This is a genomic window from Phenylobacterium sp., from assembly GCF_035569475.1.
Classification (GTDB): Bacteria; Pseudomonadota; Alphaproteobacteria; order Caulobacterales; family Caulobacteraceae; genus Phenylobacterium.
Genome location: NZ_DATMNA010000003.1, coordinates 1 through 13,445, shown reverse-complemented (window position 1 = coordinate 13,445; position 13,445 = coordinate 1). Strand labels below are relative to the sequence as shown.

The window sequence follows — 13,445 nt, the reverse complement described above, 5'->3', positions numbered from 1 at the left end:
CCCGGCGCTCCGCTTGTCCGGCGACGTTTCAACGAGAGCTGAATGGACAAGCCCGGAGAGGCCACACTAGGCCCGAACCCCATAGACCGACACGTTGGTCTGCGAATAAGAATGCGTCGCAAGGAACTGGGGATCAGCCAGGAGCGCCTGGCCGAGTCCATCGGCCTGACTTTCCAGCAGGTGCAGAAGTACGAGCGCGCCGCCAACCGGGTGAGCGCGTCCAAGCTCTGGGAGATGAGCCGCGCGCTCTCCACCTCCATCAGCTATTTCTACGAAGGCCTGGGCGACAGCCTCGAGGCCGCCGGCTCCAACATCCCGCGCGAAACCATGCAGGATTTCCTGATGACGCCGGAGGGCATCGAGCTGGCCTCGCTGTTCCCGAAGATCACCAAGAGCCGCGTGCGCCGCAAGGTGCTGGACCTGGTCCGCGCCATGGCCGGCGAGCCCGATCCCGTCGACTCCTGAGGCCGCAGGCGGGGCTGTCGCTTAACCAAGCCGCGAAACGCGCGCTTGGCGGGACATAAAGATATCTTTATAGGCTTGCCGACCTCATTCCGGGCGGCCCTGCACGGGCGGCCCGTCAGCGGAGCCAGAGCGCCTTGAGCCGTTCCAACTACATCTTCACGTCCGAAAGCGTCTCCGAAGGCCATCCCGACAAGGTGGCCGACCGCATCTCCGACACCGTCGTCGACGCCTTCCTGAGCGTGGAGCCGGAGGCGCGGGTGGCCTGCGAGACCCTGGTCACCACCAACCGCATCGTGCTGGCCGGCGAGGTCCGCGCCGGCCGTCCGGGCGGCTCGAAGGCCGAGAACAAGGCGCTCACCCGCGACATCGTGAAATCGCTGGAGCCCAAGGTGCGCCAGGCGATCAAGGACATCGGCTACGAGCAGAAGGGCTTCCACTGGGCCAAGGCCAAGTACGCCTGCCACCTGCACCCGCAGTCTGCCCACATCGCCCAGGGCGTCGACGCCAACGACAAGAAGGACGAGGGCGCGGGCGACCAGGGGATCATGTTCGGCTACGCCTGCGACGAGACCCCGTCGCTGATGCCGGCCACCCTGCAGTACAGCCACGACATCCTGCGGAAGCTGGCCGAGGTTCGCCACTCCGGCGAATGCGCGGTGCTGGAGCCCGACGCCAAGAGCCAGGTCACCCTGCGCTATGAGGACGGCCGTCCCGTTGAGGTGCTGCAGATCGTCGTCTCGACCCAGCACAAGAAGCGCATCGGCCTGCATTCGGCGACGCCCAAGCGCATCGAGGCCGCGATCCGCCCCTACGTGGAAGCGGTCTTCCCGGCCGGCCTGATCACGCGGAAGACCAAGTGGCACGTCAATCCGACCGGCCGTTTCGAGATCGGCGGACCGGACGGCGACGCCGGGCTCACCGGGCGCAAGATCATCGTCGACACCTACGGCGGCGCGGCCCCGCACGGCGGCGGCGCCTTCTCCGGCAAGGACCCGACCAAGGTCGACCGCTCGGCGGCCTACGCCTGCCGCTACCTGGCCAAGAACGTGGTCGCCGCGGGCCTGGCCAAGAAGTGCACCATCCAGATCAGCTATGCGATCGGCGTGGCCCAGCCGCTCAGCTTCTACGTCGACCTGCACAACACCGGCGAGATCGATCCCGCCAAGCTGGAAGTGGCCCTGCCGCAGTTGATCGGCGGCGCGACGCCGCGCGCCATCCGCGAGCACCTGCAGCTCAACCGCCCGATCTACGCGCGCACCGCGGCCTATGGCCACTTCGGCCGCCAGCCCGACAACGAAGGCGGCTTCTCCTGGGAACGCCCCGACCTGGCGGAAGAGCTGAAGAAGCTGGCGTAGGACTCAAAGCCCGCTCATCCCGGCGAAGACCGGGACCCAGACTCGTAGCTCAGAGGCGGTTTGGATAAGGCTCTGCGCGTCTGGAGCCCACGTGGGCGCTCGCCATCTGGGTCCCGGTCTTCGCCGGGATGAGCGGAGGGGTATTTCATGGCTGAATCCCACCCGCCGCTGCGTTCCTACGGCCGCCTGAAGACGCGCGCCATCAAGCCGCGGCAGGCCGCGCTGATGGAGACCCTGCTGCCGTCGCTGCGCCCGCCGGCGGAGCCGTTCGACCCGCGCGCGCTGACGCCCGCCGGGGCCGAGGCCTGGCTGGAGATCGGCTTCGGCGGCGGCGAGCACATGGCCGCCCAGGCCGCGCGCCGCCCCGACGTCCTGATCCTGGGCGCCGAGCCGTTCCAGAACGGAGTCGCCAGCGCGCTTCGCCACATCGACGAGGCGGGGCTGGCCAATGTGCGCGTCCACGACGGCGACGCCCGCGACCTGATGGCGCGACTGCCCGACGCCTGCCTGGCGCGGATCTTCGTGCTGTTCCCCGACCCCTGGCCGAAGACGCGCCACAACAAGCGCCGCATCGTCCAGGCCGAGACGGTCGCCGAGTTCGCCCGCCTGCTGAAGCCGGGCGGCGCCTTGCGCTTCGCCAGCGACTGGGCCGACTACGTGGACTGGAGCCTGCTGCGGCTCACCGCCGACCCCGCCTTCCGCTGGACGGCCGAGCGCGCGGACGACTGGCGCACCCCGCCTGCCGACCACATCACCACCCGCTACGAGGAAAAGCGCCTGGGCGACTGCGCCCCGGTGTTCCTGGATTTCGTCAGAACCTAGCCGGCCGCCTTCGCCCGCTCGATCGAGGCGCGGATCAGGTCGGCGGTCTGCTCGGGGTCGGCCCAGCCCTTGATGTTCACCGACTTGCCCTTTTCCAGGTCCTTGTAGTGCTGGAAGAAGTGGGCGATCTGCTCGGTGAGGATCACCGGCAGGCCGCGCCAGCTTTCGACGCCCTTGTAGAAGGGGTGCAGGGCGTCCACCGGCACGGCCAGCACCTTCTCGTCGCCGCCGGCTTCGTCGGTCATCATCAGGGTCCCGATCGGCCGGCAGCGGATCACCGCGCCCGGCACCACCGGCGTCGGCCCCACCACCATGATGTCCATGGGATCGCCGTCGTCGGCCAGGGTGTGCGGGATGAAGCCGTAGTTGCCCGGATAGAACATCGCCGTGTGCAGGAAGCGGTCGACGAAGATGGCGCCCGAGGCCTTGTCCATCTCGTATTTCACCGGCTCGCCGCCCTGCGGGATCTCGATGATGGCGTTGACGTCGTAGGGCGGGTTCACGCCGACGGGAATCTTGGACAGGTCCATGGGGAGTTGGCCTTCTGGGGAGGAAGCAGGGTGGGGTCTTTAAGGCCAATCCGGCTCGACCGTAAGCCCGGCGGGGGCGCATAATTGGGGTAAATTCCGGAGGCGCCCTTGTCGCAACCCACTTCGACCCCCGTTCGCGTCGTCGGCCTGGCGGGAAGCCTGCGCCAGGGCTCCTACAACCGCGCCCTGCTGCGCGCCGTCCAGGCCCTGGCGCCGGCGGGCATGACCATCGAGGCCTTCGACCTGCTGGAGGTGCCGCTCTACAACGGCGACGTCGAGGCGGGCGGCGACCCTGAGGGCGTCGCGGCGATGAAGGCCGCGATCCGCGCCGCCGACAGCGTCCTCTTCGTGACGCCGGAGTACAATCACGGCGTCCCGGGCGTGATGAAGAACGCGCTCGACTGGGCCTCGCGGCCGCCGCGCGACGCGCCGCTGGGCGGCAAGCCGGTGGGGATCATCGGCGCCTCGCCCGGCATGACCGGCAGCGCGCGGGGCCAGAGCCAGTTGCGCCAGGCCTTCGAGTTCACCAACTCCTTCTGCATGCCCCAGCCGGAGGTCCTGGTCGCCCGCGCGCACGAGAAGTTCGACGCCGAGGGCCGCCTGACCGACGAGGGCACGGCCAAGTTCCTGGGCGCGTACCTGGAGGCCTTCCGGGCCTGGACGCTGAGGTTCAGGGCGGGGTAGGGGCGGCCGCTCCCTCTCCCCCCGCGAAGCGGAGAGGGAGAGGATAAAGGAGAGGGCGGCGCGACGCTCGACGGATCACAGGCGGTGAACCCGTGGCCCTGGCGGGACATCGATCCGCCCGGAGCGCGCTCGGAAAACCCTCCGCCGCCCTCTCCTTTATCCTCTCCCTCTCGGGCTTCGCCTCGGGGGAGAGGAGGGTCACGGTCGGAATGCGGCTTAAATCTCATGGCGGCCAGTTTGCATTGGGGCCTCGGCTTCTCAAGGACCGGGCTTCGCCCGGCCGCCCCGCAAACCGCCCCTCGACTCAACAGGGCTGACAAACGCCTCCTAACCGCCTATATTCCCGTCAACATCGTCCGTTTGCGCTGTATGGCGCCTACGAGCGGCGGGCTCCGGCCCGGCCGCTTTTTTCTTTGCCGGAGCCAGGCCGAAGCCCATGCGTGGGAAGACCGCCGAAGACCTGAACCTGCTGGAGCTGCTCGACCCCGTGGCCGAAGTGGCCGGCTACGCCATCGTGCGCCTGCGGCTGATGGGCGGCGAGCATGCGCGCCGGCTGCAGATCATGGCCGAACGGCCGTCCGACGGCGACATGAACGTCGAGGACTGTGCGCGATTGAGCCGCGCGATCTCCGAGATCATGGACGCCGCCGACCCGATCGCCGGGGAATACACCCTGGAGGTCTCCTCGCCCGGCGTCGACCGGCCGCTCACCCGGCTGGAGGACTTCGAGACCTATGAGGGTCATCTGGCCCGCATCGAGCTCGACCGGCTGGCCGAGGGGCGCAAGCGCTTCAAGGGCGTGCTGGCCGGCGTCGACGAGGGCCAGGTGGCGTTCGACATCGAGGGCGAGGAAGACACCGCCCTCATCCCGTTCTCCTGGATTTCCGAGGCCAAGCTGGTCCTCACCGATCGACTCATGAAGCGGGGCGCCGAGGTTCGCGCGGCCCGCCTGCAATCCGAATCCCAACAACAGACTTCCGACTAAGAGGGACATCCCATGAGCCTGACCGGCATTTCCGCCAACCGGCTTGAGCTGCTGCAGATCGCCGACGCGGTCGCGCGCGAAAAGTCCATCGACCGCGAGATCGTCATCGAGGCGATCGAAGAGGCGATCCAGAAGGGCGCCCGCGCCCGCTACGGCGCCGAGCACGACATCCGCGTCAACATCGACCAGAAGACCGGCGAGGTCGTGGTCAAGCGGGTCCAGACCGTGGTCGCCGACGACGCCACCTTCGGCACCGTCGTCAACGAGGAAGGCGAGGAGGTCCCGGCGGACGAGCCGGTGGGCATCATCCGCCTGTCCGACGCCAAGCGCACCGACAAGGACGCCGCCATCGGCAAGACCTACGAAGAGGTGCTGCCGCCCTTCGAGTTCGGCCGGGTGCAGACCCAGATGGCCCGCCAGGTGGTGACCGGAAAGGTCCGCGAGGCCGAGCGCGAGCGCCAGTACGAGGAGTACAAGGACCGCGTGGGCGAGATCGTCAACGGCACGGTCAAGCGGGTCGAATACGGCAACATTGTCGTCGACCTGGGCCGCGGCGAGGGCATCGCCCGGCGCGACCAGTCGATCCCGCGCGAGAACTTCAACATCGGCGACCGGATCCGCTGCTACATCTACGACGTCCGGCGCGAGACCAAGGGCCCGCAGATCCTGCTTTCCCGCGCGCACGGCGGCTTCATGGCCAAGCTGTTCGCCCAGGAAGTGCCGGAGGTCTACGACGGGGTCATCGAGATCCGCGCCGTGGCCCGCGACCCGGGCAGCCGCGCCAAGATGGCGGTGGTCTCTAACGACAGCTCCATCGACCCGGTCGGGGCCTGCGTCGGCATGCGCGGCAGCCGCGTCCAGGCCGTGGTCGCCGAGCTGCAGGGCGAGAAGATCGACATCATCCAGTGGAGCCCGGACGAGGCGACCTTCATCGTCAACGCCCTGGCCCCGGCCGAAGTCTCCAAGGTCGTCATGGACGAGGAGGACGAGCGCGTCGAGGTGGTGGTGCCGGACGAGCAGCTCAGCCTCGCCATCGGCCGCCGCGGCCAGAACGTAAGGCTCGCGAGCCAACTGACCGGCTGGCAGATCGACATCATGACCGAGAGCCAGGAGAGCGAGCGCCGCCAGCGTGAGTTCGCCGAGCGCACCGCCCTCTTCCAGGAAGCCCTGGACGTGGACGAGGTGATCGCCCAGTTGCTGGTCACCGAAGGCTTCGCCACGGTGGAAGACGTGGCCTACGTCGACGTCTCGGAGATCGCTTCCATCGAGGGCTTCGACGAGGATACCGGGGCCGAGATCCAGGCCCGCGCCACCGACTTCCTGGACAAGATCGCCGCCGAACTCGACGCCAAGCGCGTGGAGCTGGGCGTCGAGGACGCCCTGCTGGAGATCGAAGGGGTCACCCTGCCGATCGCCGTCGCCCTGGGCGAGGGCGACGTGAAGACCGTCGAGAACCTGGCCGACCTGGTGCCCGACGACCTGCGCGGCTGGTTCGAGACCAAGAACGGCGAGCGGGTCCGCGAGCCGGGCATCCTCGAAACCTTCGGCCTCGAGCCGCAGGACGCCGAGGCCCTGATCATGCGCGCCCGCGTCGCCATGGGCTGGGTCGAGGCCCCGCCGGAGCCGGAACCCGAGCCGGAGGAAGAGGCCATCGAGGAAACCGAGGCCTTCGCCGAAGCCGAACTCGAGGGCGAAGCCCGCGACGCGTAAGGCCAACCCCCCAACCGCTCAGCCCCGCGAAAGCGGGGACCCAGGAGTTTTTGTGTTTCCGACCTTCAACCTCATCGGTGCTGCCCCTCAATCTGCAGCAACGAAAAAAGCCTGGGTCCCCGCTTTCGCGGGGATGAGCGGGATGAGGTTGTGACTCGTGGAGCATCAAACATCTGATCCCAGGCCTCAGACCCTCGCCGCCGCGGCGCGTGAGCGGCGGGACATCGTCAGCGGCCAGGTGACGGACGAGGCGGGCCTGATCCGTTTCGTCGCGGGGCCGGAGGGCTTCGTGACGCCGGACCTGGCGCGCAAGCTACCGGGCCGGGGCCTGTGGGTCGCCGCCGACCGCGCCTCGGTGGAGACCGCGGCGAAGAAGGGCCTCTTCGCCCGCGCCGCCAAGGCCAAGCTCGTGGCCCCGCCGGACCTCGCCGACCAGGTGGAATCGCTTCTGAAGCGCCGGCTTTTGTCGGGGCTGGGGCTTGCGCGGCGGGCCGGCGAGCTTACCTCTGGATTCGAAAAGGTTTCGGCCGCGATCGACGCGGGCCGGGCCGCTTGGCTGATCGAGGCGTCCGACGGCGCTGCGGACGGCCGCCGCAAGCTCTGGGGCAAGACTCGCAAACAAGCTCCGCCGACGCCGGTCTTCGGCCTGTTCAGCGCGGAGGAATTGGGTTTGGCCTTAGGCGCGGAGAATGTGATACACACCGCCTTCCTTGCGGGGCGAGCCGCCGATCGTTGGGCGCAGGACGCTCTTCGGCTGTCGGGCTTTTGCCCGCTCCTTCCTGAGAGTTGGCGCGAGGAGCCTTAGAGGCGAACGGGACATTGTCCCGCCGCTTCCGCGTGATTTCGCAAAGCGAGATCCGCAAATGAGAGATCAGGCGCATCCCACGGGATGCTCCGGGTTGATAATCGATCCTTTGGCCGGATTTGCCGGCTGACGAGTAAAGCGAGCGCATGAGCGACGAGAACAACAACGGCCGTAACCCCCCTCCGGGCGGGCGCCAGCCTCTGACCCTGAAGCCCCGCGGGGCCGGATCGGTCAGCGCCGGCACGGTGAAGCAGAGCTTCAGCCACGGCCGTTCGAAGACGGTGGTCGTCGAGACCAAGCGCGCCCGCACCCACGTGCCGGGCGGCGGCAACCTCGCTGCGCCCTCGTCCGCCGAAAAGCGCCTGTTCGAACCGCGCCCCGCCGCGCCGCCGTCGGCCCCCCGTCCCGCGGGCGCGCCGAACGACGGCCTCTCGGCCGAGGAACGCGCCGCCCGCCAGCGGGCCATCGACGCGGCCCAGGAACGCCAGGCCGCCGAGCGCCGCGCCGCGGAGGAACGCGCCCGCGCCGACGCCGCGGCCCGCGCCGCCGCTCAGCCTGCGGCCCCCGCTGTTCCGCCGCCCGCCGCGGCCCCGGCTGCTCCCGCCGCGCCAGTCGCCGCGGCGCCGCCCGTGGCTGAAGCGCCCACGCCCGCGCCGATCCCAGCCGCGCCGCCGCCGCCGGCCCCGGTCCCGGCCGCTCCGGTCGCCGCCGCGCCTGCGGCGCAAGCGCCGGCCGCGCCGCGTCCCAGCGCTCCGGCCGGTCCCGGCCAGACCCGCACCTACCAGCCCTCGGCCGAACGCCGCGACGACCGGGCCAGCACCACCACCTACCGGCCGAGCCCCTCGCGGTTCGAAGGCGCCAGCTTCAACCAGCGCGCCCCGCGTCCCGACGACGACCGCCGCCCGGCTCGTGACGATCGCGGCCCGCCGCGCCGCGACGACGATCGCGGCCCGCGCCCGGCGCCGACCGGCGATACGGTCCGCTATTCGGCGCTCGCCCCGCGTCCGGCCGGCCCCCGTCCGGCCGGCCCCCGTCCGGGCGGTCCCGGCGGCCCGCGTGGGCCCGGCGGCCCGCGCATCGGCCCCGCCGCTCCGCCCGCCACGCCCGAGATCCAGCGCGCTGCGCGTCAGGCCCCGCGGCCCGGCGGCGCGGCCATGGACCGCCGTCCCGACGACGACGACCGCCGCCGCGAGGCCGCGCCGTCGAAGGCCATCTCCCGCGCCAAGGGCGCCCCGCAGCGCCGCGAAGGCCGCCTGACCATCCAGGCCGTGGCCGGTGACGACGAGGGCGCCGTCGACCGGATGCGCTCCCTCGCCTCGGTCCGCCGGGCGCGCGAACGCGAACGGGAAAAGCGCAAGGGCGGCGCCCAGGAGCAGGCCCGCGCGGCCCGCGAAGTGGTGATCCCCGACGTCATCACGGTCAGCGAGCTCGCCAACCGCATGGCGATCCGCGGCGCGGAGATCATCAAGTTCCTGATGCGTCAGGGCGTGATGCTGAAGATCAACGACGTCATCGACAACGACACCGCCGAGCTGGTGGCCACCGAGTTCGGCCATACGGTGAAGCGCGTTTCCGAATCCGACGTCGAAGAGGGCTTCATCGGCGCCGAGGACGTGGACGACCACCTGCTGCCACGGCCGCCGGTCGTGACCGTCATGGGCCACGTCGACCACGGCAAGACCAGCCTGCTGGACGCGCTGCGCGCCAGCGATGTGGTGTCGGGCGAGCACGGCGGCATCACCCAGCACATCGGCGCCTATCAGGTGCGCCTGGAGGACGGCCAGCGGGTCACCTTCCTGGACACCCCCGGCCACGCCGCCTTCTCCGCCATGCGGATGCGCGGCGCGACGGTGACCGACATCGTGGTGCTGGTGGTGGCGGCGGACGACGGGGTGATGCCCCAGACCATCGAGGCCATCAATCACGCCAAGGCCGCCGGCGCGCCGATCATCGTGGCCATCAACAAGATGGACAAGCCCGGCGCCGACCCGACGCGGGTGATCAACGAACTGCTGCAGCACGAGATCGTCGTGGAAAGCCTGGGCGGCGACACCCAGGCGGTGGAAGTCTCCGCCAAGGAGAAGACCGGCCTCGACAACCTGCTGGAAGCCATCCTGCTGCAGGCCGAGGTCCTCGACCTGAAGGCCAACCCCGACCGCATCGCCGACGGCGTGGTGATCGAGGCCAAGCTGGACCGCGGGCGCGGCGCCGTCTCGACGGTGCTGGTCAAGCGCGGCACGCTTCGCCGCGGCGACATCGTCGTGGCCGGCGACCATTGGGGCAAGGTCCGCGCCCTGCTCAACGAGCGCGAGGAGCAGGTGACGGAAGCCGGACCTTCCGTGCCGGTGGAAGTCCTCGGCCTCGACGGCACGCCCGCTCCCGGCGATCCCTTCGCCGTGGTCGAGAACGAAGCCCGCGCCCGCGAGCTGACCGCCTACCGCGTCCGCGTGAAGCGCGAAAAGGCCGGCGCGCCGGCCCAAGGCAACTCGCTGGCCGAGATGATGTCGAAGATCACCGACAAGAAAGCGTCGGAGCTGCCGCTGGTCATCAAGGCCGACGTGCAGGGCTCGGTGGAGGCCATCATCGGCAGCCTCGAGAAGATCGGCACCGACGAGGTCCGCGCGCGGATCATCCTGTCGGGCGCCGGCGCCATCAGCGAAAGCGACGTTATGCTGGCCAAGGGCGCCGGCTCGGCGATCATCGGCTTCAACGTCCGCGCCTCGAAACAGGCCCGCGACCTGGCCGAGCGCGAGGGCGTGGAGATCCGCTACTACGCGATCATCTACGACCTGCTGGACGACATCAAAGGCGTGCTCTCGGGCATGCTGGCCCCGATCCAGCGGGAAACCTTCCTCGGCAACGCCGAGGTCCTGCAGGCCTTCGACATCTCGAAGATCGGCCGCGTCGCCGGTTGCCGGGTCACCGAAGGCGTGGTCCGCAAGGGCGCGCGGGTGCGGATCGTCCGCGCCGACATCGTGGTCCTCGAACTCGGCACGCTCCAGACGCTCAAGCGCTTCAAGGACGAGGTCAACGAGGTCCAGTCGGGCCAGGAGTGCGGTATGGCCTTCGCCGGCTTCCAGGACATCAAGCCGGGCGACACCATCGAGTGCTTCAGCCTCGAGGAAGTGAAGCGCTCGCTCTAAGCCAGCGCGTCGATCCGAACGAACCAGGCCCCGGAGGCGCAATCCTCCGGGGCTTTTTCTTGCCCCGCCGCCGCCGGCCGGTCCGTTCGTGGCGGCCCGGCGACCGCTGGTCGATTTTCCGCCGCCAAGCTTTGCCGCTCGCGGAATTCCGTGAAAGCGTCCCGCCCGAACGGGAAAACAATCATGACTTCAACAGCCAAGACGCCCGGCATGGCGCTGGCCGCCATCCTGGGCGGCGGCTTCATGGCCGCCACCTTCGACTTCTTCGCCGCCATGCTGATCTACCACGGCCCAGCCAGCGGGGTGGCCAAGGCCATCGCCCGCGGCTGGTATGGGGATGCGGTCAAGTCCATGCCGCCGATCGTCGACGCGATCGGCGTCGCCTCGCACTACGCGATCCTGATCGTGGCCGCGGCGATCTTCGTCGGCGCCTCCCTGCGGTTTCCGGTCCTGCGCCGGATGGCCTGGATCGCCGGCCCGCTGTTCGGGATCTGCATCTACGTCGTGATGCATTTCGTGGTGGTGCCGCTGTCCCACGCCCCGCCCAGCGCGCCCAAGGGCGTCCAGTTCGTCGAGGAGGTCTGCGGCCATATGTTCGTCATCGGCCTGCCGATCGCGCTCTGGGCCCGGGCGCTGTTGGGCCGCGGCTAGAGCCCTTCCCAGTCAGGCTGAATCAACCTGACTGGGCAAGAAGGGCTCCAGACAGGGTCCAGGCGAGCTTGAAGCGCCGGCAAAGTCCGGCCATGAGATCGAAGCCGTGATGTGGCCGTCTTCGCGGGCTAACATGGGTCACCCTCAGGAAGGCTCGATCATGCGCAAGCCCCTCTTCGCCGTTGTCGTGGCCGGCCTCGCCCTGGCCGCCTGCGCCACGGCGCAGAAGCTCGGCGCGGCCAACGACGTCCACGCCCTGCTGATCTCCATCCGCGACAACGACAGCGCCGCCTTCGACGCCCACGTCGACCACCAGGCCCTGAAGGCCGAGCTGCAGACCAAGATCGAGGAGCAGCTCAGCACGAACAAGAAGCTGAAGGGCCTGGCCGCGCTCCTGGGCCCCCAGACTCTGGACCTCGCCGACCAACTCCTGGTGCAGCCCAAGACCTTCCGCATGGTGGCCGAGCACTACGGCTACCGCGCCGACACGCAGATCCCCGGGCCCATCGCCATTTCCCAGGCCCTGAAGACCCTGCCGGACGGCCGGGTCTGCGCGACCCAGAAGAAGGACGGCCCCTGCCTGCTGGTCTTCACCAAGGAAGCCGGCGTCTGGAAGCTGACCAGCTTCGAGGGCGATTCATCGATGCTGCGCCTGAAGCTGTGATTGCCTAAGGTCACGCTGCAGTTGGCGGGGACCGGAATGGCTTACGACGCGGCGCTCGAGGGCTACGAGAAGTTCGAGTTCACGGACGGGCCCTATACGCGGCCCGTCTACCGCAAGGGCTCCGGCCCCGCGGTGATCGTCATCCACGAGATACCGGGCCTGCATCCGCTGGTGGTCCGGTTCGCCGACCACGTGGCCGAGGCCGGGATGACGGTCTTTTGCCCCAGCCTGTTCGGCACGCCGGGCAAGCCGGTGAGCCGCGGCTACGCCATGACCTCGATGCTGGGCGCGATCTGCATCCGCCGCGAGTTCCACGTCTGGTCGACCCGGTCGTCGAGCCCGATCGTCGAGTGGCTGCGGGCGCTGGCCCGCTCGGCCCACGCCGAATGCGGCGGCAAGGGCGTGGGCGCCGTCGGCATGTGCTTCACCGGCGGCTTCGCCCTGGCGATGATGACCGAGCCCTCGGTGGTCGCCCCGGTGCTGTCGCAGCCCTCCATGCCCATCGCCGCGGGGTCGAGGCGGCGCGCCGCGGGCCTGGATGCGTCGCCCCGGGAAATCGCCTGCGCCAGGCAGCGCTTCGAGGCGGAGGATCTGACGATGCTCGCGCTGCGCTACAGGAGCGACGTACTGGTCCCCGACGCGCGCTTCGCCACCCTGAAGCGCGAATTCGGCCACCGCGTCGAGACCATCGAACTCAGCGACGAGGACGCCGCGCCCGCCGACATCCCGCCTCACTCGGTCCTGACCCTGCACCTGAAGCCCGACGGCCCGTCCAAGGCCGCCGAGATGCGGGTGATCGATTTCTTCAGGGAACGGACCGGCGCCTAAAACGCCAGGATCAGCATCGGCGCCGCGGCGCCTGCGATCAGCAGGGCCCAGATGACCGGCCTGCGCTTGCTGTAGGCCAGCGCCATCCAGAGGCCGAAGAGGGTGGTCGCCGCAATCGCCGCCGACACGGCCGCAAAGAACCACTTCAGCGTCTCGGTGGAGGCCTTCGGCGGCGGCTCGGCCTGCGGCGGCTTCGGCAGGGCGGGCTTGTCGTGGCCGGCGGGGTTCGCCCGCTTGGGCCGGGCCGGCTTGACGGCGAAGACATCGTCCTTGTGCACCCGCGCCAGTTTCTGGATCAGCGCCGGCGAGGCCGCGAGGTCGGGGATGCGGAACGTCTGCAACGCCCCCGTCAGGGCGAAGAAGATCAGGCTGGGGGCGACGAAGACGCTGACATAGACGTGCAACTGCCGGATGAACGCCAGGCGCAGGGCCGGGTTGGCCCGCGCGGTCTTCGGTCTCGCCAAGATAATCTCCCAAGCGCATTGCTGCGAATCGTTCGCAATAGCGCTTAGCGGCTGCTGTGCGCTGGCGCAACCTAGCTGCATCGCCTTCCTGGAGCCTTGCCCATTCAGGTTGATTCAACCTGAATGGGCAAGGCTCCAGATATGGGTGACGACCCTGTTCTTTCACGGCTGACTCGATCCAAGTCAGCCGGGACAGGGCCTAGGTTCTGAACCCATAAAGGTTGCGGCTGAGGTCGACGCTTGATTCAAGGCTTCCGAAAGGAGCCTGGGATGGCGCGATACGATCTGAGCGAAGTGGAGTGGCGGCTGATCGAGCCCCTGCTGCCGAACAAGCCGCGC

At 69.4% G+C, this 13,445-nt stretch carries 13 protein-coding genes; 11 read left to right on the top strand and 2 right to left on the bottom strand.

All coding sequences use genetic code 11. The features are described from left to right. Nucleotides 1-42 precede the first annotated feature (42 nt). The 3 genes from VNW53_RS00275 (at nt 43) to trmB (ending at nt 2,642) form a co-directional block, all read left to right on the top strand. Nucleotides 43-465: a helix-turn-helix domain-containing protein gene (locus VNW53_RS00275; protein WP_414693225.1), complete on the top strand. Its 423-nt coding sequence runs from the start codon at nt 43-45 to the stop codon at nt 463-465. A 134-nt stretch (nt 466-599) separates the two neighbouring features. Continuing rightward, nucleotides 600-1,820, top strand: a complete 1,221-nt coding sequence (gene metK, locus VNW53_RS00270; RefSeq protein WP_325552779.1) for a methionine adenosyltransferase — start codon at nt 600-602, stop codon at nt 1,818-1,820. Between the two features lie 147 nt (nt 1,821-1,967). Next, complete coding sequence (gene trmB, locus VNW53_RS00265; RefSeq protein WP_325552778.1) at nt 1,968-2,642, top strand: tRNA (guanosine(46)-N7)-methyltransferase TrmB; 675 nt, start codon at nt 1,968-1,970, stop codon at nt 2,640-2,642. Here the strand turns inward: trmB and ppa are convergent. Then, entirely contained in the window at nt 2,639-3,172 is a 534-nt protein-coding gene (ppa, locus tag VNW53_RS00260; RefSeq protein ID WP_325552777.1) for an inorganic diphosphatase, read from the bottom strand. The genes trmB and ppa overlap by 4 nt on opposite strands. Before the next feature lie 108 nt (nt 3,173-3,280). Here ppa and VNW53_RS00255 point away from each other — a divergent pair, with 108 nt between their 5' ends. From VNW53_RS00255 to VNW53_RS00220, 8 genes are all read left to right on the top strand, one after another. Then, complete coding sequence (locus tag VNW53_RS00255; RefSeq protein ID WP_325552775.1) at nt 3,281-3,856, top strand: NADPH-dependent FMN reductase; 576 nt, start codon at nt 3,281-3,283, stop codon at nt 3,854-3,856. Nucleotides 3,857-4,292: 436 nt separating this feature from the next. Continuing rightward, nucleotides 4,293-4,841 carry a ribosome maturation factor RimP gene (gene rimP, locus VNW53_RS00250; RefSeq protein WP_325552774.1) on the top strand — a complete coding sequence of 183 codons (549 nt, stop codon included), beginning with the start codon at nt 4,293-4,295 and terminating at the stop codon, nt 4,839-4,841. Between the two features lie 12 nt (nt 4,842-4,853). Next, nucleotides 4,854-6,551 carry a transcription termination factor NusA gene (gene nusA / locus VNW53_RS00245; protein WP_325552772.1) on the top strand — a complete coding sequence of 566 codons (1,698 nt, stop codon included), beginning with the start codon at nt 4,854-4,856 and terminating at the stop codon, nt 6,549-6,551. A 157-nt stretch (nt 6,552-6,708) separates the two neighbouring features. Continuing rightward, nucleotides 6,709-7,356, top strand: coding sequence for an RNA-binding protein (locus VNW53_RS00240; RefSeq protein WP_325552771.1), 648 nt, complete (start codon nt 6,709-6,711; stop codon nt 7,354-7,356). A gap of 146 nt (nt 7,357-7,502) precedes the next feature. Continuing rightward, the gene (infB, locus tag VNW53_RS00235) at nt 7,503-10,499 is read left to right on the top strand and encodes a translation initiation factor IF-2 (protein ID WP_325552769.1); all 2,997 of its coding nucleotides are present in this window, start codon (nt 7,503-7,505) and stop codon (nt 10,497-10,499) included. A 183-nt stretch (nt 10,500-10,682) separates the two neighbouring features. Next, nucleotides 10,683-11,150, top strand: a complete 468-nt coding sequence (locus VNW53_RS00230) for a hypothetical protein (protein WP_325552767.1) — start codon at nt 10,683-10,685, stop codon at nt 11,148-11,150. A gap of 160 nt (nt 11,151-11,310) precedes the next feature. After that, entirely contained in the window at nt 11,311-11,814 is a 504-nt protein-coding gene (locus tag VNW53_RS00225; protein WP_325552765.1) for a DUF2939 domain-containing protein, read from the top strand. Between the two features lie 36 nt (nt 11,815-11,850). Beyond that, entirely contained in the window at nt 11,851-12,642 is a 792-nt protein-coding gene (locus tag VNW53_RS00220; RefSeq protein WP_325552813.1) for a dienelactone hydrolase family protein, read from the top strand. Here the strand turns inward: VNW53_RS00220 and VNW53_RS00215 are convergent. Beyond that, nucleotides 12,639-13,106 (bottom strand): hypothetical protein, encoded by a 468-nt coding sequence (locus tag VNW53_RS00215; RefSeq protein WP_325552764.1) that lies wholly within the window; start codon nt 13,104-13,106, stop codon nt 12,639-12,641. The two genes, VNW53_RS00220 and VNW53_RS00215, sit on opposite strands and share 4 nt — an antisense overlap. Nucleotides 13,107-13,445 lie beyond the last annotated feature (339 nt).